This window comes from Nocardioides albidus (assembly GCF_006335005.1).
Classification (GTDB): Bacteria; Actinomycetota; Actinomycetes; order Propionibacteriales; family Nocardioidaceae; genus Nocardioides; species Nocardioides albidus.
Genome location: NZ_VDMP01000013.1, coordinates 49,017 through 71,293, shown reverse-complemented (window position 1 = coordinate 71,293; position 22,277 = coordinate 49,017). Strand labels below are relative to the sequence as shown.

Annotated in this window: 22 protein-coding genes, 1 other RNA gene and 1 pseudogene; 18 read left to right on the top strand and 6 right to left on the bottom strand. The window is 72.4% G+C overall.

Features of this window, described 5'->3' with window-relative positions; translation table 11 throughout:
* The first annotated feature begins 175 nt into the window (after positions 1-175).
* The 10 genes from FHP29_RS01985 (at position 176) to speB (ending at position 11,560) form a co-directional block, all read left to right on the top strand.
* Positions 176-1,627, top strand: a complete 1,452-nt coding sequence (locus FHP29_RS01985) for an APC family permease (protein ID WP_139621199.1) — start codon at positions 176-178, stop codon at positions 1,625-1,627.
* Complete coding sequence (locus FHP29_RS01980) at positions 1,624-2,313, top strand: SDR family NAD(P)-dependent oxidoreductase (RefSeq protein WP_139621198.1); 690 nt, start codon at positions 1,624-1,626, stop codon at positions 2,311-2,313. Before FHP29_RS01985 ends, FHP29_RS01980 begins: the two co-directional genes overlap by 4 nt.
* A complete protein-coding gene (locus tag FHP29_RS01975) occupies positions 2,313-3,092 on the top strand; it encodes an SDR family NAD(P)-dependent oxidoreductase (protein ID WP_139621197.1) in 780 nt (259 codons plus the stop codon). The genes FHP29_RS01980 and FHP29_RS01975 overlap by 1 nt, the downstream gene beginning before the upstream one ends.
* A complete protein-coding gene (locus tag FHP29_RS01970) occupies positions 3,092-3,982 on the top strand; it encodes a polysaccharide deacetylase family protein (RefSeq protein WP_139621196.1) in 891 nt (296 codons plus the stop codon). Before FHP29_RS01975 ends, FHP29_RS01970 begins: the two co-directional genes overlap by 1 nt.
* 19 nt (positions 3,983-4,001) lie before the next feature.
* A complete protein-coding gene (locus tag FHP29_RS01965) occupies positions 4,002-5,528 on the top strand; it encodes a PucR family transcriptional regulator (RefSeq protein WP_139621195.1) in 1,527 nt (508 codons plus the stop codon).
* A gap of 138 nt (positions 5,529-5,666) precedes the next feature.
* Positions 5,667-7,289 (top strand): GMC family oxidoreductase, encoded by a 1,623-nt coding sequence (locus FHP29_RS01960; protein WP_139621194.1) that lies wholly within the window; start codon positions 5,667-5,669, stop codon positions 7,287-7,289.
* A gap of 30 nt (positions 7,290-7,319) precedes the next feature.
* Positions 7,320-7,727 carry a gluconate 2-dehydrogenase subunit 3 family protein gene (locus FHP29_RS01955; protein WP_139621193.1) on the top strand — a complete coding sequence of 136 codons (408 nt, stop codon included), beginning with the start codon at positions 7,320-7,322 and terminating at the stop codon, positions 7,725-7,727.
* Positions 7,724-9,157, top strand: a complete 1,434-nt coding sequence (locus tag FHP29_RS01950; RefSeq protein WP_139621192.1) for an aminobutyraldehyde dehydrogenase — start codon at positions 7,724-7,726, stop codon at positions 9,155-9,157. Before FHP29_RS01955 ends, FHP29_RS01950 begins: the two co-directional genes overlap by 4 nt.
* Positions 9,158-9,191: 34 nt before the next feature.
* On the top strand, positions 9,192-10,601 hold the full coding sequence (locus FHP29_RS01945; RefSeq protein ID WP_139621191.1) for a purine-cytosine permease family protein: 1,410 nt from the start codon (positions 9,192-9,194) through the stop codon (positions 10,599-10,601).
* Complete coding sequence (gene speB / locus FHP29_RS01940; RefSeq protein WP_139621190.1) at positions 10,598-11,560, top strand: agmatinase; 963 nt, start codon at positions 10,598-10,600, stop codon at positions 11,558-11,560. Before FHP29_RS01945 ends, speB begins: the two co-directional genes overlap by 4 nt.
* Before the next feature lie 17 nt (positions 11,561-11,577).
* On the opposite strand, the gene FHP29_RS01935 is transcribed toward speB, so the two are convergent.
* Positions 11,578-13,230 (bottom strand): ABC-F family ATP-binding cassette domain-containing protein, encoded by a 1,653-nt coding sequence (locus FHP29_RS01935; RefSeq protein WP_139621189.1) that lies wholly within the window; start codon positions 13,228-13,230, stop codon positions 11,578-11,580.
* Between the two features lie 67 nt (positions 13,231-13,297).
* On the opposite strand from FHP29_RS01935, the gene FHP29_RS01930 reads away from it, so the two are divergent.
* Positions 13,298-13,960 (top strand): AzlC family ABC transporter permease, encoded by a 663-nt coding sequence (locus FHP29_RS01930; protein ID WP_205013798.1) that lies wholly within the window; start codon positions 13,298-13,300, stop codon positions 13,958-13,960.
* On the top strand, positions 13,957-14,259 hold the full coding sequence (locus FHP29_RS01925) for an AzlD domain-containing protein (protein WP_139621188.1): 303 nt from the start codon (positions 13,957-13,959) through the stop codon (positions 14,257-14,259). Before FHP29_RS01930 ends, FHP29_RS01925 begins: the two co-directional genes overlap by 4 nt.
* Positions 14,260-14,262: 3 nt before the next feature.
* On the opposite strand, the gene FHP29_RS01920 is transcribed toward FHP29_RS01925, so the two are convergent.
* From FHP29_RS01920 to FHP29_RS01910, 3 genes are all read right to left on the bottom strand, one after another.
* Positions 14,263-15,042 (bottom strand): hypothetical protein, encoded by a 780-nt coding sequence (locus FHP29_RS01920; protein WP_205013797.1) that lies wholly within the window; start codon positions 15,040-15,042, stop codon positions 14,263-14,265.
* A gap of 90 nt (positions 15,043-15,132) precedes the next feature.
* Positions 15,133-15,765, bottom strand: a complete 633-nt coding sequence (locus FHP29_RS01915; protein ID WP_139621186.1) for a maleylpyruvate isomerase N-terminal domain-containing protein — start codon at positions 15,763-15,765, stop codon at positions 15,133-15,135.
* 86 nt (positions 15,766-15,851) lie between these two features.
* Positions 15,852-16,292: a PaaI family thioesterase gene (locus FHP29_RS01910; protein ID WP_139621185.1), complete on the bottom strand. Its 441-nt coding sequence runs from the start codon at positions 16,290-16,292 to the stop codon at positions 15,852-15,854.
* Positions 16,293-16,333: 41 nt separating this feature from the next.
* Between FHP29_RS01910 and FHP29_RS01905 the strand changes: the two genes are divergently transcribed.
* Positions 16,334-16,909 (top strand): TetR/AcrR family transcriptional regulator, encoded by a 576-nt coding sequence (locus FHP29_RS01905; RefSeq protein ID WP_139621184.1) that lies wholly within the window; start codon positions 16,334-16,336, stop codon positions 16,907-16,909.
* Between the two features lie 13 nt (positions 16,910-16,922).
* Here the strand turns inward: FHP29_RS01905 and rnpB are convergent.
* Positions 16,923-17,318, bottom strand: an RNA gene (rnpB, locus tag FHP29_RS01900) — RNase P RNA component class A.
* Positions 17,319-17,370: 52 nt separating this feature from the next.
* On the opposite strand from rnpB, the gene FHP29_RS01895 reads away from it, so the two are divergent.
* Positions 17,371-17,799, top strand: a complete 429-nt coding sequence (locus FHP29_RS01895) for a tetratricopeptide repeat protein (protein WP_139621183.1) — start codon at positions 17,371-17,373, stop codon at positions 17,797-17,799.
* Positions 17,800-17,814: 15 nt separating this feature from the next.
* On the opposite strand, the gene FHP29_RS01890 is transcribed toward FHP29_RS01895, so the two are convergent.
* Positions 17,815-18,411, bottom strand: coding sequence for a hypothetical protein (locus tag FHP29_RS01890; RefSeq protein ID WP_139621182.1), 597 nt, complete (start codon positions 18,409-18,411; stop codon positions 17,815-17,817).
* A 38-nt stretch (positions 18,412-18,449) separates the two neighbouring features.
* Here FHP29_RS01890 and FHP29_RS01885 point away from each other — a divergent pair, with 38 nt between their 5' ends.
* From FHP29_RS01885 to FHP29_RS01870, 4 genes and pseudogenes are all read left to right on the top strand, one after another.
* A complete protein-coding gene (locus FHP29_RS01885; RefSeq protein ID WP_139621181.1) occupies positions 18,450-18,644 on the top strand; it encodes a hypothetical protein in 195 nt (64 codons plus the stop codon).
* A 37-nt stretch (positions 18,645-18,681) separates the two neighbouring features.
* On the top strand, positions 18,682-18,960 hold the full coding sequence (locus tag FHP29_RS01880) for a hypothetical protein (protein WP_139621180.1): 279 nt from the start codon (positions 18,682-18,684) through the stop codon (positions 18,958-18,960).
* Between the two features lie 68 nt (positions 18,961-19,028).
* Entirely contained in the window at positions 19,029-21,893 is a 2,865-nt protein-coding gene (locus FHP29_RS23055; protein ID WP_158296445.1) for a helix-turn-helix transcriptional regulator, read from the top strand.
* Positions 21,894-22,029: 136 nt separating this feature from the next.
* Positions 22,030-22,277 (top strand): annotated as a pseudogene (locus tag FHP29_RS01870) (FAD-binding protein); the annotation flags it as partial.

Genomic DNA, 22,277 nt, shown 5'->3' with positions numbered 1-22,277 from the left:
TTGGGTGCCGGGGGCCTCGTGCGTTCCGAGCAGGCCCGGGCACGATCCGCCGGTTGTGCGAATGTATGAACTCGGGCGTGCGATCTGTTACCTGACCGAGGCTGCCCCGTCCTGCCCTCCGTCGCCATGATGGCGCCACCTGGTGCCCGCCGCGGGCGCCACGGAGGAGGACATCGTGGGACCAGAGACCTCGCAGCGCCCCGCCGCCGCAGCAGCGGGAGCGCCCGGCGCGTCCCACGACACGTTGAACCGCGGCTTCGGCTTCCGCTCCGCACTGTCCTTGGCCTTCGCGGACATCTCGCCGATCGTGGCGCTCTACGCGATCTTCGCGCTCGGCCTGTTCGCCGCCGGCCCGCGGTTCTTCTGGGCGTTCCCGATCGTGCTGGCCGGCCAGATGCTGGTGGCGCTGGTCTTCGGTGAGCTCGCCTCGCGCTGGCCGTACGCCGGCAGCGTCTACCAGTGGGCCCGCCACGCCCGCGGCACCGCGTGGGGCTGGACCGCCGCGTGGGCCTACCTGTGGGGCCTGACGCTGACCCTCTCGACGATGGCGTACGCCGCCGCGGGCTTCCTGCTCGGGGTGCTCGACGTCGTCGAACCGACCCGGCTGCAGCTCGCGGCGGTCTCGTTGGGCATCATCGGGCTCGGCACTGCGGCGAACATGATCGGGCGCCAGGTGCTCAAGGTGATGATCATCGCCAGCATCCTGTGCGAGATCGTCGGCTCGGTCGTGCTCGGCATCGTGCTTCTCGTCTTCCACCGGGTCAACCCGGTCTCCACCCTCTTCGAGGGCCTGCCGGACGCAGAGGGCGGCACGGTGAGCACGATGCTCCTCGCCATGGCCTTCGTCGGCTGGGCCTTTCTCGGGTTCGAGTCGGCCGGGTCGATCGCGGAGGAGGTGGAGGAGCCGGAGCGCAACGTGCCGAAGGCGATCGTGTTCGGCCTGCTGCTGGTCGGCTCGATCGTGATGTTCTCGGCCGTGGCGGTCATCCTCGCGATCCCGGACCTGCCCGCCGTCCTCAGCGCGCAGAGCGGCGACCCGGTCTCGGCGACGCTGACCGCGCAGCTCGGCGCCTCGATCGCCAAGCCGTTGCTCATCATGTTCGTGATCGGCTTCGTCTCGGCGTTCCTCGCGGTGCAGTCCGCGGTCTCGCGTGCGGTCTACGGCATGGCCCGCGACGGTGCCCTCCCCGGCGCCGAGGCGCTGGCGAAGCTCGCCGGCCCGGAGCGGATGCCGATCCGTGCGATCGGCCTGACCGCCGTCGTTTCCGGACTGTTCCTGCTGTTCGCCGGCTCCGACCTCTACAACGTGCTGGTGAACTTCTCGGTCCTCGGGCCCTATATCGCCTTCGCCGTGCCGGTCTTCGCTGCCGCGCTGCTGCGGCTGAGCGGTCGCTGGGTGCCCGGGCCCTTCTCCCTGGGCCGCTGGGGTGGGATCGTCACGTACGCCGCCGCGGCTTGGCTCGCCTTCGAGATCGTCAACGTCCTCTGGCCGCGCACGCAGCCCGGTCAACCCTGGTACATCAACTGGAGCATGGTGATCAGCTTGGTAGCGCTCGGCATCGTCGGCGTCGCGGTCTACGCGAGCCGGCGCAACAGGATCAGCGGGCCCGTGGGGGAGCGGTCGTGACCGCGCGTGTCGCCGTCGTCACCGGCGCGGCCTCGGGCATCGGTGCGGCCGTGTGCCGGGCGTTGGAGCAGACCGGCTGGACGGTGGTCGGCATCGACATGCGCCGCGCCGACCACCTGGAGCACGCCGTGGTCTGCGACGTCTCGGACCCGCACATCGTCCGGGCGGCGCTCGCCCGGGTGCAGGCCGAGGTGGGGCCGATCGGCGCCCTCGTCACCGCGGCGGGCCACTACGAGCTGGTCCCGTTCTCCGACATCGACGAGGACCGCTGGGGCCGGATGATGCGGGTCCACGTCGGCGGACTGCTCAACCCGGTGCGTGAGGTGCTGCCCGGCATGATCGAGCGCGGCGAGGGCGCGATCGTCGCGATCTCCTCCGAGCTCGGCATCGGCGGCACCGACAGCGAGGCGCACTACTCGGCCGCCAAGGGCGCGATCCTCGGCTTCGTCCGCAGCCTCGGCGCGGAGGTCGCCCGGCACGGCGTACGGATCAACGCGGTCGCGCCGGGACCGACCGACACTCCGCTCCTGCCCGCGCCGCAACGGACCCCGGAGTACCTCGCCTCGCTGCCGGCCCGCGCCCTCGGCCAGCCCGAGGACATCGCGCAGGCGGTGCAGTTCCTCGTCGACGAGGGTGGCTTCTGCTTCGGCGAAGTCATCTCCCCCAACATGGGAGCAGTGATCTGATGACCGACTTCCAGCCCCCGCGCCACCAGGAGGGCCGCATCGCGGTCGTCACCGGCGCCACCCAGGGCATCGGCCGCGCCATCGCCCTGCGGCTGGCCGCCGAGGGTGCCACGGTCGGCGTCAACGGCCGCGCCGACACCGAGCAGATGCGCGAGGTCGTCGAGCTCACCGGTGGCTTCCCGGTGGTGGCCGACATGGCCGACGCCACCTCCGTGCGGACGGCGTTCGCGAAGGTCGAGCAGGAGCACGGCCCGGTCGACGTCCTGGTCTGCAATGCGGCGTACATGTCGATGAGCCCGCTGCTGGACCAGTCGCTCGACGACTGGTGGCGCAACATCGACACCAACCTGACCGGGACCTACCGCTGCGTGCAGTCGGTGCTGCCCGGGATGCGCCGACAGGGGCGCGGCAACATCGTGATCATCACCTCCGAGTGGGGGGTGATCGGCTGGCCGAACGCCACGGCGTACGCCTCCTCGAAGGCGGGCCTGATCGCGCTCACCAAGTCACTCGGCCGTGAGCTCGCGCCGGAGGGCATCACCGTCAATGCGGTCGCACCGGGGATCATCGACACCCCGCAGCTGCAGGTCGACGCCGACGACGCCGGCCTGAGCCTGGAGGAGATGCACGCCGAGTACGGCCGGGCGATCCCCGCCGGGCGGATCGGCCGTCCCGAGGAGATCGCCGCCACCGTCGCCCTGCTCGCCCGCCCCGGCCTCAAGGCGTTCGTCGGCCAGACCCTGTCCGCCAACGGCGGCAGCACGAGGGCGCGTGCGTGATGAACGACGTCACCCTGCCCGCCGCCCCGATCGCCTGGCCGACGGGCTTCCGCGCCGCCGCCAATCTCGGCTTCGACCTCGACTCCGAGGACGTCGCGCTCACCATCGACCCCGGCACCCGGGACCGGCTGTCGGTGATGAGCCACCAGGCCTACGGCGCGCTGACCGGCGTCCCGCGCGTGCTGGACCTGCTGGACCGCTTCGACCTCAAGGCGACCTTCTTCGCCCCCGGCTACACCGTGGAGCGCTATCCCGACCTGCTCCGGCGCATCCGCGACGCGGGCCACGAGATCGCCCACCACGGCTACCTGCACGAGGCGATGGCCGGCCTGTCGTACGCCGAGGAGGCCGCGATCATCGACCGCGGAATCGAGTCGCTGGAGAAGGTGCTCGGGGTGCGTCCCGTCGGCTATCGCGCGCCGCTGTGGGAGACGTCGTACTCGACGGCGGAGATCCTGCTCGATCGCGGCTTCCTCTACGACTCCAGCCTGATGGACTCCGACCTGCCCTACGAGCTGGCCGAGCGGCCGGGGGAGGGAGCCCGCTCGATCGTCGAGATCCCCGTCTCCTGGGCGCTCGACGACTGGGAGCAGTTCGCGTTCGTGCCCGAGGTGTTCGGCCCGGGCGTCATCGAGGACCCGGCCAAGGCGCTGTCGATGTGGACCGGCGAGCTGACCGAGGCCTACCGCTACGAGTCGTGCTTCACGCTGACCATCCACCCGTTCCTGAGCGGCCGGCTCGGCCGGATCCGGGCGCTGGAGTCGTTGCTCGAGACGATGGCCGCGATGCCGGAGCTGTGGGTCACCACCTGCGGGGAGATCGCGGAGCACGTGCGCGGCCTCGACCTGGTCCCGCGGGTCTTCCCGCAGCCGGACATCCCGGAGCGCTGAGGAGCCCTATCCTCGGCCCATGGCGATCACCGTCGCGGACCTGCTCGAGATGCAGCACCTGCGACTGCACCTGATCTCCGGCGAGGGCGGCGTGGGCCGCTCGGTGTCCTGGACGCACGTCTCGGACCTGCCCGAGCCCTGGCGATGGCTCACCGGGGGCGAGCTGCTGCTGACCAACGGCATGTCCTTCCCGCAGGGCGGCGCCGAGCAGCAGGATCTGATCGAGAAGCTGGTCGAGGCCGGCGCCAGCGCGCTGGCGATCGGCGACAAGATGTTCTGCCCGCCCCTCACCGACGAGCTCCTCGCCACCAGCGAGCGGCTCGGGCTCAGCGTGCTGTCGGTGGAGTTCCCGATGCCGTTCGTGGCGATCTCGCAGGCGGTCGCCGCGGCCAACCTGCTCGAGCAGTCCGACCGCCTGGTGCGCACCGAGAAGATCTACCGGACCGTGCAGCGGATGGTGAGCACCGACGACAGCTCGTCGGTGCTCCGCGAGCCCCTGTCGCAGGTGCTGGGCTGCGAGGTGCACGTGTGCCATCGCGCGTCCGGGGAGCCGTGGTATCCGGGCGACCCCCGCTTCGACCCGGTCCTCGCCGGAGCGCTCCACGAGATCGCCAGCACGCGGGCCGACCTGCGCGCCGGCGCCCTGGTCGTCCCCCTGCCGGACGGTCGCGAGCTGCGGCTGATCGACATGCCGATGCAGCAGGGTGCGCTGATGGTGCTGGTCTCGCACGGCCGCAGCCCCGTCGACGCGATCCTCATGCAGCACGCGGTCACCGTGCTCGCCCTCGAGCTCTCCCAGAGCGTCGTGGCTGTCGAGCACCGCCGCCGGCTGGGCGCCGAGCTGCTCGCGCAGGTGCTCGAGGGCCGGGCCGAGTCCCGTCCGGCGGGTCGTCAGCTCAAGGCGGCCGGCATCGACGTCGCCCGATCGCGCCTGTACGCCGTCAGCGGCGACGACGCGGGCCGGCTGCGCGACATCCACATCGCGCTGTGGCGCAACGGGATCGGCCACGTCGTGACCCTCCGGTCCGGGATCCTCCACATCCTCGCCTCCGGCGCGAGCGAGGTGCAGGACGTGCTGCGCGCCGACCTGGGCCCGCAGGCGCTGATCGGCGTCAGCGCGCCGATGCGCACACCGGACCGCGGACCGGAGGCGCTGAGGGAGGCGACGTGGGCGTTGCGGGCCGCGCAGGGCAGCATCGGGCGGACCTTCCACTACGGCGACGCCAGCCCGATCATCGGGGTCGGCGGCCTGGACGACGCCGCAGCGCTGGTCTCCCGCGTCCTCGGGCCGCTCCTGGAGTACGAGCGCGTCCACGACACCCCGCTGCTCGCGACGCTCGACTCCTTCCTCGGCAACCAGCGCTCGTGGCAGCGGACCGCCGACGCCCTGCGGGTGCATCGGCAGACGGTCCTCTACCGGATCCGCAAGGTCGAGGAGATCACCGGCCGCACCACCAGCGAGACGGCCGACATCGCCGAGCTGTGGCTCGCGCTGCGCGCCCAGTCGCTGCTCGCGCCCGCCAAGGGCGCCGCGCCCCGCTCCTGACCCTCCCGGGCCTTGTGCGATCGCACGAAACCTCTCGTGCCGGCTGTGGCGGATCGTGGGCAGACCTGTGACCTGGGTCGCAGGCAGGCTGATCCCACGGGAAGCAGCGCTCACCGATCCGGAAGAGGAAGTGTCACCGTGCAGTCAGCAGTCGAGGATGCCGACGTCCTGATCGTCGGTGCCGGACCGTCAGGCGCGGTCGCGGCGTACGAGCTGGCCCGGCGCGGGTTCAAGGTCGTCTGCCTCGAGCAGGGCGACTGGAACCTGCCGGACGACTTCACCGGCGACAAGCCGTCCTGGGAGCTGGCCCGCCTCAAGCAGTGGCACCCCAGCCCGAACCGCCGGGGCAACGACGCCGACTACCCGATCAACGCGGACAACAGCCCGCTCGAGCCGCTGCTGTTCAACGGCGTCGGCGGCAGCAGCATCCTGTACTCGGGGCACTGGGTCCGCGCCCTCCCCTCGGACTTCCGGGTCAAGACCCTCGACGGGGTGGCCGAGGACTGGCCGTTCACCTACGAAGACCTCCGCCCGTTCTACGACGAGGTCACCCACCACATCGGCGCCTCGGGGCTCGAGGGCGACCCGTCGTACCCCGACGCCCACACCTTCCCACTGCCGCCGCTGCCGATTGGCAAGGCCGGCCTGCGTGCGGCCCGCGGCATGGACAAGCTCGGCTGGCACTGGTGGCCGGCCCCCAACGCGATCTCGTCGCGCGCCTTCCGCAACCGGCCCGCCTGCCAGCGGTACGGCGCCTGCGAGTCCGGCTGCCCCGCCGGCGCCAAGGCCAGCGCCGACCTGACCTACTGGCCGGACGCGATCGCCGCCGGCGCGGTGCTGATCACCGGCGCCCGGGTGCGCACACTGACCACCGACGAGAACGGCCTGGTCGCCGGAGCCGAGTACGTCGACCGCGACGGCCACTGGCACCACCAGCGGGCCGGCATCACGATCCTCGCCGCCAACGGCATCGGCACCCCGCGGATCCTGCTCAACTCCGCCTCCTCGGCGCACCCCGACGGCCTGGCCAACTCCTCCGGCCTGGTCGGCAAGCGGCTGATGATCCACCCCTACGCCTCGGTCTACGGCACCTACGACGAGGACCTGGAGAGCCACCTCGGCCCGGCCGGTCAGTCGCTGCAGTCGCTGGAGTTCTACGAGACCGACGAGTCGCGCGGCTTCGTGCGCGGCGGCAAGTGGAACCTGATGCCGACCCCCGGCCCGCTCAACCGGGTGCTCTGGGAGCCCGGCACCGACTGGCGCGACGGTTTCGGCAGCAGCTTCCACGACAAGCTCAGCAGCACCTTCGGACGCACGCTCGAGTGGGGGATCACCACCGAGGACCTGCCCGAGGAGAGCAACGAGATCGTCCTGGACCCCGAGCTCACCGACTCCGACGGCATCCCGGCCGCGAAGATCAACTACCAGATCACCGAGAACAACGACCGGCTGCTCGACTTCCACATCGCCCGCGCCGTCGAGGCGCACGAGGCCGCCGGCGCGGTCAGCATCCACGTCGACCGGGTCGTCCGCGACAGCGGCTGGCACCTGCTGGGCAGCGCCCGGATGGGCGAGGACCCGAAGGACTCGGTCGTCGACCAGTGGGGTCGCTCGCACGACATCCCGAACCTGTTCGTGCTCGACGGCAGCAACTTCGTCACGTCGACCGGCGTGAACCCCACCGCCACGATCATGGCGATCGCCCTGCGCGCGGCCCGTCACCTCGCCGACAACCGGCACAACCAGGTCTCCGCCTCCTGACGTCCACGACGGACTGCAAAGGACACCGTGATGCTCGATCCCACTGCCCGCGACCGCCTCGCCGTCCTCGCCGACGTGCTCATCCCCGGCTCGGGTGACTTCCCGTCCGCGTCGGCGGCCGGCGTACCGACCGACCTGATCGACCGCGCCCTCGGCTTCCGGCCCGACCTGGTCCCCGCCTTCGGCCGGGCCCTCGAACTCGCCGACGGTCTCGACGCCGAGGCGGCGCTCGACCTGATCTCCACCGGCCACATCGCCGAGTTCGAGGCGCTGTCGACGCTGGTCTCCGGCGCCTACCTGCAGAGCCCGCAGGTGCAGCAGGCCCTCAACTACCGCCCGGCGCCGCGGCAGGCCAACGACGACATCGACTCCTACGTGGACCTGCTCGAGGTCGTCGTCGACCGCGGCTTCGACATCCACGGGGCGGACCTGTCGTGACCGCCCTCGCCCACGTCATCGACGGTGCAGCCTGGGAGGGCGACGGGCCCGCGACCCAGGAGGTCGTCGATCCGTCCACCGAGCAGGTGATCGCCCACGCCCGCCGGGGCACGGCCGCCGACGTCGACCGAGCCGTCGGCGCGGCCCGCCGAGCGTGCGCCGACTGGGGGCGGCGTACGCCGAGGGACCGCGCCGACGCGCTCCTCGCGATCGCCGCCGCGGTCGACGAGCACGCGGCCGAGCTCGCCGAGCTGGAGTCGCGCAACACCGGCAAGCCGGCGGGCCTCGCGGCCGACGACGTCGCCGCCACGGCCGACACCTTCCGGTTCATGGCCGGCGCCGTGCGCGCGCAGGTCGCGCTGGCGGCGGGGGAGTACGTCGAGGGGAGCACCTCGACGATCCTGCGCGAGCCGGTCGGCGTGGTCGGCGCGATCACGCCCTGGAACTACCCCCTGCTGATGGCGGCCTGGAAGCTGGGGCCGATCCTCGCGGCGGGCAACACCTGCGTGCTCAAGCCGTCGGAGCAGACGCCCCTGACCACGTTGCGGCTCGCCGAGCTGGTCGCCGACATCCTGCCCGCCGGCGTGCTCAACGTCGTCACCGGCGACGGCTCCGTGGTCGGCGCCGCGATCGCCACCCACCCGGACGTCGACCTGGTGTCGGTCACCGGCAGCGTCCGCGCCGGACAGGCCGTCGCCGCCGCCGCTGCCGCCACCCTCAAGCGGGTGCACCTCGAGCTCGGCGGCAAGGCACCGGTCCTCGTCTTCGCCGACGCCGACCTCGACGCGGTCGCCGACGGCGTCGTCTTCGCCGGATTCGGCAACTCCGGCCAGGACTGCGGCGCCGCCTGCCGGGTGATCGTCGACGCCGCCGTGCACGACGACCTGGTCGCCCGCCTGGTCAAGCGCGTCGAGGCGATGGTCGTCGGCGCCCCCACCGAGGGCGAGGACGTCGAGATGGGTCCGCTGGTCTCCCGCGAGCACCACACCCGGGTCGTCGCCGCCCTCGAGCAGGCGTACGCCGACGGAGCCCGCGCCGCCGTCGGCGGCAAGGCGCTCGACCGGCCGGGCTTCTTCGTCGAGCCGACCGTGCTCGTCGACATCCCCGCCGGGGCGGCCTGCACGACCGAGGAGATCTTCGGCCCGGTCGTCACGGTGGAGACCTTCACCGACGAGGACGCGGCCGTCGCCGCGGCCAACGCCACGCCGTACGGCCTGTCGGCCTCGGTGTGGACGGAGAGCGCCCGCAGGGCAGCGGGCCTTCCGAGCAGACTGGACTTCGGGACCGTCTGGGTCAACGACCACCTCGCGTTCGCGACGGAGATGCCGTGGGGCGGCTTCAAGTCCTCCGGCTACGGACGCGACCTGTCGGCGTACGCGCTCGACGACTACTCCCGCACCAAGCACGTCATGGTCAAGCACCACGCGTGACCACCCGACGATCGATCAGCGAAGGAAACCCGCCATGTCGCAGGAAAGCACGCTCGTCGAAGGGCTGACGATCCAACCGGTGCCGGAGTCGCAGCGCACCGGCAAGGTCCAGCACCTGTTCTCCTTCTGGTTCACCGTCCAGATCATCCCGCTGGCCGTCGTCACCGGCCTGCTGGGACCCACCATCTTCGGTCTCGACGTCGGCTCGACGGTCCTCGCGATCGTCGTCGGCAGCGTGGTCGGCGCCGTGTTCATGGCGCTGCACTCGGCCCAGGGGTCGAAGCTCGGCGTGCCCCAGATGATCCAGGCCCGCGCGCAGTTCGGGATGTACGGCTCGGTCCCGATCACCGTGATCGTGGTGCTGATCTACGTCGGCTGGATCGTGTCGCTGATGGTGCTGGCGCAGCAGACCCTGAGCGCCGTGTGGACCGGACTGGGCGCCACGCCCGGGCTGCTGCTGAGCACCGCGCTGACCCTGACCGCCGTCGTGGTCGGCTACCAGCTCATCCTCCGCTTCAACCGGATCATGGTCTGGCTCTCGGGCCTGGCGCTCGTGCTCACGCTCGTCTACACGGGCATCGAGGCCGCCGACGGCGGCACCGGTCTCACGGCGTCCGGCGGCTCCTTCACCTGGGCCGGCTTCCTCGGGATGGCGTCGGTGGTCGGCGTCTGGCAGCTGTCCTACGCGCCCTACGTCTCGGACTACTCCCGCTACCTGCCTTCGTCGACCTCGACCCGAGCGGCGTTCTGGTACACCTACGCCGGCACCGTGCTCGGCGTCATCGGGGCGATGACCGTCGGCGCGTTCCTGGTCGCGGGCCTCGGCGCCGACGGCGTCCTGGCGGACCTCGACAACATCATGCCGCGCGCCGTGTTCGTCTTCGTGATGCTGGCGTTCTTCCTGGGCGCGATCGACGCCGGCGTGATCAACATGTACGGCTCGGCGCTGTGCGTGCTCACGTGCATCCAGACCTTCCGGCTGGGCTGGGCGCCGCGCGCGTCGGCCCGGCACGCCACCGCCGTGGTGCTCGCGATCGCCGTGTTCGTGGCCTCGACGACCGTCTCCGACGACTTCATGGCCGACTACACCAACTTCATCCTGGTCCTCGCCTACCTGCTGGTGCCGTGGAGCATCATCAACCTGGTCGACTACTACCTGGTGCACCGGGGGCACTACGACCCCGAGTCGTTCAGCGACCCGAACAGCGGGTACGGCGCCTTCAACGTCCCCGCCCTCCTCAGCTACGTCCTCGGTTGCCTGGTGCAGATCCCGTTCATGTCGACGACGCTCTACGTCGGCGCGATCGCGAAGCAGACCGGAGCGGTCGACACGTCGTGGGTCGTCGGGAGCATCGCCACGGCCTTCATCTACCTCGCCCTGCTCCGCGTCCTGCGCCGGCAGCCGGCGCCCGCCCTCACCCCCGAGACGGAGGTCTCCGCATGAGCCAACACAAGCCGATCGGCGCCCTCGAGGCGACGAAGGTCCCCCGCTATGCCGGCCTCGGCACGTTCGCACGGATCCCGCTGGTCGAGTCGGTGCCCGACTACGACGTCGCGATCCTCGGCGTCCCGTTCGACGGCGGCACGTCGTACCGACCGGGTGCGCGGTTCGGGCCGATGGGCATCCGGCAGGCCTCCCGCCACCTGCGGCCCCGCTTCCACGTCGAGCTCGACACGGCGCCGCTCGAGGAGATCCAGGTCGTCGACGCGGGCGACGTGCCCTGCACGCCGTACGACATCGAGGAGGCCATGCAGCAGATCGAGGACATGGCCCGCGATGTCCACGGCCGGGCCGGGCGGCGGATCGTCGCCCTCGGCGGCGACCACACCGTCGCGCTGCCGATGCTGCGCGCCGCGCACGCCCAGCACGGACGGATCGCGCTGGTCCACTTCGACGCCCACCTCGACACCTGGGACACCTACTTCAAGGCGCCGATCACCCACGGCACCGTGTTCCGCAGGGCCTTCGAGGAGGGTCTGCTCGCCGAGGACAAGTCGATCCACATCGGCATCCGCGGCCCGATCTACGACAAGATGGACCTCGTCGACGACGCCTCCTTCGGCTTCCGGATCATCCGCGCCGGCGACCTCGACTTCCTCGGCATCGAGGGCGCCGCGGACGCGATCCGTCAGCGGGTCGGCGACGCGCCGGTCTACATCTCGATCGACATCGACGTGCTCGACCCCGCGTTCGCGCCCGGCACCGGAACGCCGGAGATGGGCGGTCTCAACAGCCGGGAGCTGCTGCACGTGCTGCGCCGGCTCGACGGGCTCAACATCATCGGTGCCGACGTCGTGGAGACCGCGCCCGACTACGACCACGCGGAGATCACCTGCGTGGCCGCGGCGACCGTGGCGTTCGACCTCGTCACCTTGATGAGCAAGACGCCGACCGGCGCCTGATCCCCGGGAAGGGACGCTCAGGCCGGGTGGCCGGCCGTCACCCGGCCGCCCTCGACCTGCCAGCGCTGGTCGAGCCGGACGTTGTCGAGCAGCCGGCGATCGTGGGTGACGAGGAGCAGCGCGCCGTCGTACGACTCGAGGGCCTCCTCGAGCTGTTCGATCGCCGGCAGGTCGAGGTGGTTGGTCGGCTCGTCGAGGACGAGCAGGTTGACGCCGCGGGCCTGCAGCAGCGCCATCGCGGCCCGGGTGCGCTCGCCCGGTGAGAGCCGGCCGACGAGGCTGGTGACCTGGTCGGCCTTGAGGCCGAACTTCGCCAGCAGGGTGCGTACGTCGGCCGGCGCCATGTCGGGCACGGCCTTCTCGAACGCGGCGCCGAGCGGGAGGTCCTCGTCGAGTCCGGTCCGGGCCTGGTCGATCTGGCCGACGGCGACCGAGGGGCCGAGGCCGGACCGGCCGTCGTCGGGGGCGAGTCGGCCGAGCAACAGGCGCAGCAGCGTGGTCTTGCCCGCGCCGTTGGGGCCGGTGACCCCGATCCGGTCGCCGGCGCTGATCTGGAGCGAGGCGGGCCCGAACGTGAAGTCCCCGAGCCGCACGACGGCCCGGTCGAGGGTCGCGACCACCGAGCTCGACCGCGGCGCCGCGCCGATCGAGAAACGCAGCTCCCACTCCTTGCGCGGCTCCTCGACCTCCTCCAGGCGCGCGATCCGGGACTCCATCTGGCGGACCTTCTGAGCCTGCTTCTCCGACGACTCCGACTGCGCCCGGCGACGGACCTTGTCGTTGTCGGGGGACTTGCGCATCGCGTTGCGCACGCCCTGGGAGCTCCACTCCCGCTGGACCCGCGCCCGGCTGACCAGGTCGGCCTTCTTCTCGGCGAACTCCTCGTAGGCATCCCGGGCATGGCGCCGGGCGATGGCGCGCTCCTCGAGGAAGGCGTCGTAGCCGCCGTCGTACACGGCCACCTGGTGCTGGGCGAGGTCGAGCTCGACGACGCGGGTCACGACCCGCGACAGGAACTCGCGATCGTGGGAGACCAGCACCACCCCGGCGCGGAGCCCGCGGACGAAGGTCTCGAGGCGCTCCAGCCCGGCGAGGTCGAGGTCGTTGGTGGGCTCGTCGAGCAGCACCAGGTCGAAGCGGCTGAGCATGAGCACGGCCAGCGCGGCCCGCGCGGCCTGCCCGCCCGACAGGGAGGTCATCAGCGCGTCCGGGCCGACGTCGAGTCCCAGGTCGGCCAGCACCGGCGGCAGCCGCTCGTCGAGGTCCGGCGCGCCGCAGGCCAGCCAGTGGTCGAGGCTGTGCGCGTAGGCGTCCGCCGTCGCCGCCGAGTCGTCGCCGGCGCCCATCGCCGCCGCGGCCCGCTCCATCGCGTCGGTCGCCGCGGCGGCCCCGGTGCGGCGGGCGACGTACTGGCCGACCGTCTCGCCCTCGACGCGCTCGTGCTCCTGGGGGAGCCAGCCGACGAAGGCGTCGCTGGGCGCGGTCGACACGGTGCCCTCGAGGGGAGCCAGGGCTCCGGCGAGGATCCGCAGGAGGGTCGTCTTGCCCGCGCCGTTGGCGCCGACGACGCCGACCACGTCGCCCGGTGCGACCGTCAGGTCCAGGGACTCGAAGAGGGTCCGGTGAGCGTGACCGCCGGCCAGGCTCTTGGCAACCAGGTTCGCGCTCACCCGGTGATCGTAGTGACCGGACGACGCGGTTTTGCGTGGGGCGGGACACGGCCAGCACGATCGTCCCGTGATACGTCGCGGCGTCATCGACGCGTTCCCGATGCTGATCCCGGCGATCCCGTTCGCCTTCGTCATCGGGGTGGCCGTGACCGAGGCGCAGATCGGCCCGGTGACCGGGTGGAGCTCCGCGCCGATCATCTACGCCGGCGCCGGCCAGCTCACCCTGATCACGCTGCTCGGCTCGGGCGCGGCCTGGGCGGCGGCGGTGACGGCCGCGCTGGTCGTCAACGCGCGGCATGCGATGTACTCCGTCGCCCTGGCGCCCACCTTCCAGCGACAGCCCGCGTGGTTCCGGTGGGTCGGCTCGTACCTGCTCATCGACCAGGTCTTCGTGCTGGCGGAGCGGCGCAAGAACGATCCGCCGGCGGCGTTCCGGCGCTACTACCTCGGCGTGGGCCTCTCGTTCTGCGTGCTGTGGTTCCTCTTCATCGCTCTGGGGCTGGTCCTCGGTCCGGTGGTCCCGACCGGGTGGGGGTTGGAGTTCGCGGTCCCGGTGATGTTCACCGGGATGCTGATCCCCGGCCTCGACAGCTCCCCGAAGTGGGTCGCGGTCCTGGTCGCCGCGGTGGTCACCGTCGCCTGCGCCGGGCTGCCCAACCGGGCGGGTCTGCTCGTGGGCGCCGTGGCCGGGATCGTGGCGGGCGTGCTCGCCGACCGGAGGCGCGCGTGAGCGCCTTCCTCGCCATCGTGGCCGTCGGTCTCGGCACCTTCGCCTGCCGCGCGGTCTTCATCATCGGCCTCGCCCGGCGCGCCCTGCCGGCACCCGTCCTGCACGCGCTCGAGTACGTCGGCCCCGCGACCCTGTCCGCGCTGATCGTCGCGATGATGATCAGCGACGGACACGTCGAGGTCGGTGCGGCCGAGCTCGCGGGACTGGGCGTCGCCGCGGCGATCGGCCTGCGGACGACGAACCTGACCCTCATCCTGTTCGCCGGGATGTGCGCCTACTGGGGCGTCCGCGCGATCTGACCCTCAGACGTGGCCGCTGAGCTGGGCGAGCCGGGTGGCGAGGGCATCGACCATCGCGCCGGCCCGCTTCGCGGTGAGGGAGGAGCCGCCCTCGGGCTGGCTCGACACGGGGAGCACGTCGACGGAGAGCCGTGCGCCGCCGGCGAGCGCGCGCAGCTCGTCGACCTTGTCGCCGAACGGCGAGCCGCTGCCGGGGGAGTAGTAGCGGATGACGTCGTCGAGCTCGTCGGCGAACAGGTCCGCCTTGGTCACGGCGATCACCAGCCAGACCGGCGCGGACCGTCGGACCGCCATCGAGGCGATGCGGTGGGCGGTGATCGTCCAGTCCTCGAGCTCGGCGGCGAGCTGCTCCTCCCGGGTCGCGCTCGCGGCTCCCGTCGTACCCGCGGCGCGGCGGGGCGTGGCATAGCCGTTGGCGACCACGTGGATCACGCCGTCGACCGGCTCGTCGTGGAAGACCTCGTCCAGCGCGCCCAGGCGGGTCGCGGCGTTGTCACCCGGCACGACCAGGAACCGGAAGCCGTGCAGCCGGCGCGAGCGACGGGTACGCCGCTCCATCACCGCGGACCCCACCTCGGCCGCGGCGCTGCCGGAGCTGCGCCGCGCGAGCCGGTCGGCCAGCTGGGTCTTGCCCACGCCGGTCATGCCCGTCACCGCCACGGTCGGGAAGCGCCGGCGGAACACTCGGTGCACCCGCTCGGGCGCGGATGCCAGCGCGCCGAGCACGCCGGTGGCGACCGTCGCGCCGACCGCGGCACGTCCGGACCTGGGCAGGCTCGTCATGGAGCGAGCAGTACGTGACATGACGCCTCCCGGGCTGCCGTGGAACGTGTGGGGCCGAGCCTACGGAGCGGGGGAAGGGGAAGCGGCCCGTCAGTCGAAGAGCGGCCGGAATCCCTCGGCGGGGCGGCCGATGAGATGACGGAGAACGACAACGCCGTCGCTGCTGTGGGTCAGCGCGCTCGCTGCGGTCTGGACCGCCGACTCGATGACGGAGGCGGGAGGCTCCAGCGCAAGAGCGCAGGCGGTGGCGAGGTCGATGCTGTGCGCGGTCAGCTCGAAGGTGCGGGTGGGCAGGTAGTCGCTGAGCCGCATGGCTCCGACCACCGTCTCCACCACGGTGTCCAACCCAGCTCCGTCGTCGACAGTCTCCTCGAGCGAGGTCCGGGTCCGGGCGATCTCGGCGCGGATGGTGTCGACCGGTCGTGGACCGAGGTCGCGGCCCGCTTGATGACCACGCTCGGCCACCGCGCGACTGTCCGCCCCGGGAATGCTCCGGGCGAGGGCGAAGTATTCGCCGGTGCTCCCGCACGTGGGCGCGGACGGGTGGGGCTTCGAGAGGTACTGGTGGACGGTGGTGACCGCCCGCAGCGTGTGGCCGACGAGCGCGCGGACGTCCCACTCGCCCAGCCCCGGGCGGGTCCAATCGGGCTCCGCGATCCGGTCGCACAAGGCGGCGAACATCTCGGCGGCTTGGAGGAACGTCTGGTCGGGAGAGGTCGTCATGTCGGTCCTTCGGTCAGCGGCTCGACGACGTCCCAGGGCCTGCTGGCTGAGCCCGCGCCGCGCCGGTCTTGATGGTGGGCAGGTCTCTAGCCAGCGCGTCGCGTTGCTGCGCTCGGGTCGAGGGCGGTGGCGGTGAAGAGCCCGGTGAGGCAGTGCTCGCCGTCCGGGCTGTCGCAGTACACGTCGGCAGCCGCGACCATCGTCCGACCGGGTCGCCCGATCAGGCGCCCGACTGCGACGAGCCGCTGGCCCCGGGCGGGTCGGAGATTGTGGGCCTCGATGGCGGTGGTCGCGACGAAACGCCCCTCCGCGACGACGGCGGCGAAGGCAGCGCGGACGGCAGCGAAGTCCGCCAGCATCGCGACGACTCCGCCCTGGCAATGAACGCCGTCGAAGGTCAGATCGGGCCGCACCGGCATGCTGATGACGGTCTGGTCCGGTGCGGCGGACTCGACCGTCAATCCGAGCAACCGCGCGATCGGCATCGTCTCGATGACATCCGAGACACGGGGGAGAGGAGTGGTCATGGCAAGAAACGTATCAGTGATACACAACCTAGGAGAGGCCTATGCCCCGACCTCGTATCCGCACGGAGGAGTTGGCGAACGAGATCCGGAGAGCCGCCCTCGAGATCGTCCGGACAGAGGGCCTCGACGCGATGACCACGCGCCGGGTCGCGAGCGCCGCCGGCACCAACATCGCTGCCCTCAACCAGCTCTTCGGGAGCCGCGACGGCCTGGTCAACGCCGTGGCACTGGAGGGCTTCGAACTCCTCGCGGCCTCGCTCCCCTCGGCCGACCGAGGCTTGCGGGAAGGGCTGGGGGAGTACGCCGACGCCTATCGACGCTTCTCCCGCGCAGAGCCCGCTCTGGCCGAGGTCATGTCCATGCGGCCGGTCTCGGGGCCGATACCGGACGGCCACGGCGCGCTGCGATGCAGGCAGGTGGTTGTCGACATCCTCCGGTCCACCTCCGAGCTCGATGCCGACGACATCGAGCCCCACGCCGTTGCCTTCGCCGCACTGCTCGCCGGTCTCGCCGTCCAGGAGCGCAACGGACTGCTCGGCAGGACAGCAGCCCATCAAGATCGAGTCTGGCGGGTGGCGGTCGCGGTGTTCGCCGCGGGACTGCTCGCGAGCCGATGAGTCGGCGGTCTTGGGGACGGGCTGGCCTCTAAGCCGGGTTCTGTCCTCTGTTTCCAAAGGGGCGACCATCCATCTAGGGCTGCCGTTGCCGACAGCCTCGAGCGACCTACCCGCACACTCGGGCGAGCAGCCCTCTCAGCCCGGTTGATCCGGACCGTCGTGTGCTGTCTGGTCTTGCTCCGGGTGGGGTTTGCCTAGCTGCTCCGGTCGCCCGGCGCACTGGTGGGCTCTTGCCCCACCGTTTCACCCTTACCCCGCCCACGAGAGGCGAGGCGGTCTGTTCTCTGTGGCACTTTCCCGCGGGTCACCCCGGGTGGGTGTTACCCACCACCCTGCTCTGTGGAGCCCGGACTTTCCTCGGGGCCCGTCGCCTCGCGGCGATGGGTCACGCGGTCGCCCGGCCAGCCCGTCCACGCACCACTGTAGGGAACAACGTGACTCGCGGGACAGTTGAAGACGACATGAGCGACGTGCCCGAGATCAACGTGCTGCCGCCGATTGTGTTTCCGGGTACGACCGAGCGCCACGAGGCGGCGTACCGCACCGCCCACGACCTCCTGTCCCGTCGCGCCCCGCGCGAGGCGCTCGAGGTCCTCGAGCCCGCGCTCGAGGAGGAGCCGGGAAACCGTGGGCTGCGGTCGTTGCGGGCGTGGGCGTTCCTCATGCGCGCGCAGCTGCAGAAGGCCGTCGACGAGCTCGCCGCGCTGGTCGCGGACGACCCGGCCGACGCGTGGAGCCGGCACGCGCTGGGACGCGCGCTCGAGCGGCAGTCGAGGTACGCCGAGGCGCTCCCGCACCTGCGGCTCGCGGCGGCGATGACGGGCGACCCCGAGCACGAGTACGACGTGCTGCGGGTCGAGCGTCTGGCCGGCAAGCTCGGCGCGTCGTGACTGCTGCTTTGCGGATCAGCCGCGTCGCAGCCACCGTGTGAAGGTCGGCAGTTGGCCGAGACCGTAGTCGTCGACGGCGTCGTCGACGCTCGGGACCGCGTCCCAGCCGTACTGGGTCTGGGTGCTGCCGTGCTGGTATCCCATCTGCACCTTGGCGCCACCGTTGAGGCACCGCGTAGGCAACGACATCGTGATACGTCCGGCCGCCTCGTCGGAATGGAACCGCTTCCCGCGGCACTTGATCCGGAGGCTGCCGTCCGTGCCGGCCCGGCTCTCGTACAGGGTCATGCCACCGCTGTCGCGATCCCAGGAGAGCTGGTAGTGATAGCGGTAGCCCGGATTGCCCTTCTGCTTGCCGACCAGGACCTCGAGCCTCGCCCACGACACCCATTGCAGGCTGAACTCGGGTGCGGACACGACAACCTTGACCCGCTTCTTCCTGTTCGAGAAGCGAGCCGATTCGATGGCGAGCATCGGCGGCACGTTGCCGCCGGGATCGGCGACGGTGACCGACTCCGCGTGTGCGGCGGAGACCATCGCCGCAGGGAGCACGCCGAGCGCGGAACAGGTGAGGAGAGTGGGCAGCACGAGAGCGACTGGGTGCGGACGCATGACCGTGAGAGTAGTGACGCTCGCGGTAGGTTCGGACCATGTCCGAGGAGAACGAGTACTGGTTCTGCCTGACCCACCACCGGGTCGAGGGTGTCGAGGGCTGTCCCAACAAGGACCGTCTGGGGCCCTACCCCACGGAGGCCGAGGCCGCTCGCGCGCTGGAGAAGGCGGCCGAGCGCACCGAGGCGTGGGACGAGGACCCGGTCTGGAACGACGACGCCGAGGACAAGTAGTCCGTTGGCTCTCTCCCGTCGCCGCCGGATCCGTCCGGTGGCGATCGACCCTGCCACCGGACGACGGATCTCGCCGTGGCCGTTCGTGGGGTTGATCCTGCTGGTCTCGTCGTTCTTCCTGTACGCCGCCTCCGGGCTGCTCGCGCCCGCCTGGGCCGTCGCGGTGCTGATGCTCACCTGGGTGGCGATGCTCGTGCTGTGCTTCGTCTGGTGGAGCTCGCACCCGAAGCGGACCGTGGCGCTCGGGATCATGTCGTTCGTGTGGTGGTGGGTCGCGATCACCGCCGGCGGGATCCTGCTCGACTGGACCGCCTGAGGCGGTCGGGCCCGCAGCGGCTCTGAAAGCCGCCCCGCACCGCCCGATCCGCTGCGATGATGGCGGCCATGGTGCGGCCGCGGAGCGAGGTACCCCTCGTCGGGCGCGAGCGTGAGCTGGAGCTGCTCCGCGCCGTCGTCGCCGCCGCGGCCGACGGCCGTCCCGGAGCCGTCCTCGTCGCCGGCCCGGCCGGCGTCGGCAAGAGCCGCGTCGTCCGCTCGCTGCAGGACGGTCTCAGGGAGGGACGCGTGGTCCGCGTCCAGTGCGTCGACCTCGGCGAGCCCGGCCTTCCGCTCCTCGCGCTGACCGACCTGGCTCGCGCGCTCGGCGACGAGGCGCTGCTCACCGAGCTCGCCGACAGTGCGCCGGACGAGGCCCGCCGGCTGCGCACCTACGACGCCATGGCGACCCGACTGGCCGCGGCCGGCCGGGCCCACGGCCCGGTGGCCGTGGTCGTGGAGGACCTGCAGTGGATGGACGCCTCGTCGGCCGACTTCCTGCGGTTCCTGCTGACCCGCGCCGCCACCGAGCGGATCGCGGTCGTCGCGACCCTGCGGACCGACGGCCTCGCCGCACGGCCGCGGATCCGGCGGCTGGTCGGCGAGCTCGGCCGCCTGGAGCCGGTCCGCCGGGTGGACCTCGCACCGCTCGCGCCGGACGAGGTCCGCACCCTGCTGGGGCACGTCGGAGGAGTCGAGCCCGAGCCGCACGTCGCCGACGAGGTGTTCCGCCGCACCGCCGGCAACCCGTTCTTCGTGCAGGCGCTGGCCGAGGAGCTCGCGGAGACCGGCCGCCTCGACGCCGTGCCGACCGCCCTCGCGGACCTGCTGGTCGGGCGCCTGGAACCGCTCGACGAGACGGCACGGGCCGTGGTCCGTACGGCGTCCGGCTCGGCCGGCCCCGTGCCCGACGCCGTGCTGCGCGTCGTCGTCGGGCGCCCCGATGCCGAGGTCGACGAGGCTCTGCGCGCCGCCGTCCAGGCCGGCCTGCTCACCGCCGAGGGCGACGGCTATGCCTTCGCGCACGACCTGCTCCGCGCCGCGATCCATGACGACCTGCTGCCCGGCGTGCGCCTGCGGCTGCACGCCCGCTACGCCGCCGCCCTCGCCGCCGCCGGAGCGTCGCCCGGCGAGGTCGCCCGCCACCACGTGCTGGCCGGCAACCGGCCCGAGGCGCTGGCGTGGTCCCTGCGCGCGGCGGACGACGCCCTGTCGGCCACCGCGCCCGACGCCGCACTGCAGCACCTGCAGTACGTGCTCGACACCTGGTCCGAGGTCGACGAGGCCGACGCCCTGAGCGGTACGACGCGCGGCCGGGTCGCGGTCCGGGCTGCCGTCGCGGCCGGCCTGGCGGGGGAGCCGGCCCGCTCGGTCGACCTCGCCCGTCTCGCCGTCGACCTCGCCGACGCGGTCGGCGACGCCACCGGAGCCGTGCAGGCGCGGGCCGAGCTGGTCCGGCAGCTGATCGCCCTCGACCGCACCGAGGAGCTGCAGGTCCCGGCCGAGCAGGCCGTTGCGCTCGCCGCCGCTGAGGACGTCGACGCGGGCACCGCCGCCCTGGCCGAGGTGATGCTGGCCCGGTCGCTGCTCTCCTCACGTCGCACCGACGCCGCCCGCCCGGTGGCCGAGCGCGCCCTTCACCGGGCCCGCGCAGCCGCCGTACCCCGCCTCGAGGTCGACGCCCTCACCACCGTGGCCTTCCTCGACGAGATCGGCGGCGACCCGTCGCGGGCGGCCGACCAGCTGGGCGCCGCCGTGCTCCTGGCTCGCGAGCACGGCGAGCTGGCCGCGGAGCTGCGCGCCCACTACACCCTGGCGTCGCTGCACTACTACGGCGGCGACGTCGCCGGGGCGCGTCCGGTGCTGCGCACGGCCTTGGCGCGGGCGGAGGAGACCGGGTTGCGGTGGAGCGACCCGGGCGTCGAGATGCGGGTGCTCGAGGCCATCGCCCTGTACGTCGGCGGCGACCTCGACGCCAGCCTGGCCGCCGCGGCCGTCCCCGATCAACGCCGGCCCGACACGGCGGCCGCCCGTCTCGCCGCCGTCGGCTGCTACGCCGCCGTCGCCCGTGGCCGCGACGACGCGGCGCTGCGGCTGGACCGGCTGGCGGACAGCTGGGACGTCGACCCGCAGGTCGCCCTCGTCGCCGGTGGCTGCGAGACCGAGCGGCTCACCTGGGCGGGCGAGCCGTCGGCGGCCGCTGCGGTCGCCGGGAGGGCACTGGCCCACCTCGACGCTGTGGTCGGCGACCGCATGTACGGCGGGCTCTGGCTGGCAGCCCTCGCGCTCGGCGCCCTCGCCGACGAAGCAGCGGCCTGCCGGTTGCGGCGCGACGGCGCTGGTGCGGCCGCTGCCGAGGCGGCCGGAGCAGCGTGGACCGAGCGGGCCGAGCAGCTGGTCGCGAGGGGACGGGGCCGGCCCGGTGACCTGGGCCCCGAGGGCCGGGCGTGGCACGCGCGCACCGTGGCCGAGGCCGCCCGGCTCCGCGGCGAGCCCGCCGTCGAGGAGTGGGAGGCCGCCCTCGCGGCGTTCGGGTACGGCCACGAGCCCGAGCTGGCCCGCTGCCGCTGGCGCCTCGCCGAGGCCCGGCTCGTCGGCGGCGACCGGGAGTCGGCCGCGCCGCTCCTCGCGGCCGCTGCCGAGAGCGCAGCCCGGATGGGTGCGCGCCCGTTGCAGGACGCGATCTGCGCGACCCAGCGGCGGACCGCTCTCGACCGGCCGGCGCGCGGTACGACGAGCGTGCTGACCGGGCGCGAGCGCGAGGTTCTCGGACTGGTCGCCGAGGGGCTGACCAACCGCGAGATCGGGCGACGACTGCACATCAGCGAGAAGACCGCCAGCGTGCACCTGAGCAACGTGATGGCCAAGCTCGGCGCGTCCAGTCGCACCGAGGCGGTCACCGTCGCACACCGGCGCGGCCTCATCGAGATCTGACTCGAGATCTGACTCGAGATCTGACTCGAGATCTGAGGGGGATCGACGTGGATGCCTCATGTCCCTGAGGCCCCCTTAGGCCGAGCGTCGTCCTCGAGCCCGCCCGCACCGTGCGGCGGCGAACGAGGAGGAACAGATGGACACCTCATTCCTGCGCGAACGACTGGCCCGTGAGGTCTCCGGCGACGTCTTCGCCCCCGGAGAGCCTGGCGGCGCCGCCGCGTCGGCCGCCTTCAACGCGGCGGTGGTGCACCGCCCGGCCGCCGTGGTCGCGGCCCGGCACGCGGCGGACGTCGCGGCCGCCGTACGGATCGCGGGGGAGGAGGGGCGGCGCGTCGCCGTCCAGGCCACGGGCCACGGCGCCCCGGGGGCCGGTGAGGACAC

Excerpts from the sequence above, each read along its gene's own strand:
- FHP29_RS01975 (WP_139621197.1), top strand. The coding sequence starts at position 2,313 with ATGACCGACTTCCAGCCCCCGCGCCACCAGGAGGGCCGCATCGCGGTC.
- FHP29_RS01970 (WP_139621196.1), top strand. The coding sequence starts at position 3,092 with ATGAACGACGTCACCCTGCCCGCCGCCCCGATCGCCTGGCCGACGGGC.
- FHP29_RS01965 (WP_139621195.1), top strand. The coding sequence starts at position 4,002 with ATGGCGATCACCGTCGCGGACCTGCTCGAGATGCAGCACCTGCGACTG.
- FHP29_RS01955 (WP_139621193.1), top strand. The coding sequence starts at position 7,320 with ATGCTCGATCCCACTGCCCGCGACCGCCTCGCCGTCCTCGCCGACGTG.
- FHP29_RS01945 (WP_139621191.1), top strand. The coding sequence starts at position 9,192 with ATGTCGCAGGAAAGCACGCTCGTCGAAGGGCTGACGATCCAACCGGTG.
- speB (WP_139621190.1), top strand. The coding sequence starts at position 10,598 with ATGAGCCAACACAAGCCGATCGGCGCCCTCGAGGCGACGAAGGTCCCC.
- FHP29_RS01920 (WP_205013797.1), bottom strand. The coding sequence starts at position 15,042 with ATGACGAGCCTGCCCAGGTCCGGACGTGCCGCGGTCGGCGCGACGGTC.
- FHP29_RS01915 (WP_139621186.1), bottom strand. The coding sequence starts at position 15,765 with ATGACGACCTCTCCCGACCAGACGTTCCTCCAAGCCGCCGAGATGTTC.
- FHP29_RS01910 (WP_139621185.1), bottom strand. The coding sequence starts at position 16,292 with ATGACCACTCCTCTCCCCCGTGTCTCGGATGTCATCGAGACGATGCCG.
- FHP29_RS01905 (WP_139621184.1), top strand. The coding sequence starts at position 16,334 with ATGCCCCGACCTCGTATCCGCACGGAGGAGTTGGCGAACGAGATCCGG.
- FHP29_RS01895 (WP_139621183.1), top strand. The coding sequence starts at position 17,371 with ATGAGCGACGTGCCCGAGATCAACGTGCTGCCGCCGATTGTGTTTCCG.
- FHP29_RS01890 (WP_139621182.1), bottom strand. The coding sequence starts at position 18,411 with ATGCGTCCGCACCCAGTCGCTCTCGTGCTGCCCACTCTCCTCACCTGT.
- FHP29_RS01885 (WP_139621181.1), top strand. The coding sequence starts at position 18,450 with ATGTCCGAGGAGAACGAGTACTGGTTCTGCCTGACCCACCACCGGGTC.
- FHP29_RS23055 (WP_158296445.1), top strand. The coding sequence starts at position 19,029 with ATGGTGCGGCCGCGGAGCGAGGTACCCCTCGTCGGGCGCGAGCGTGAG.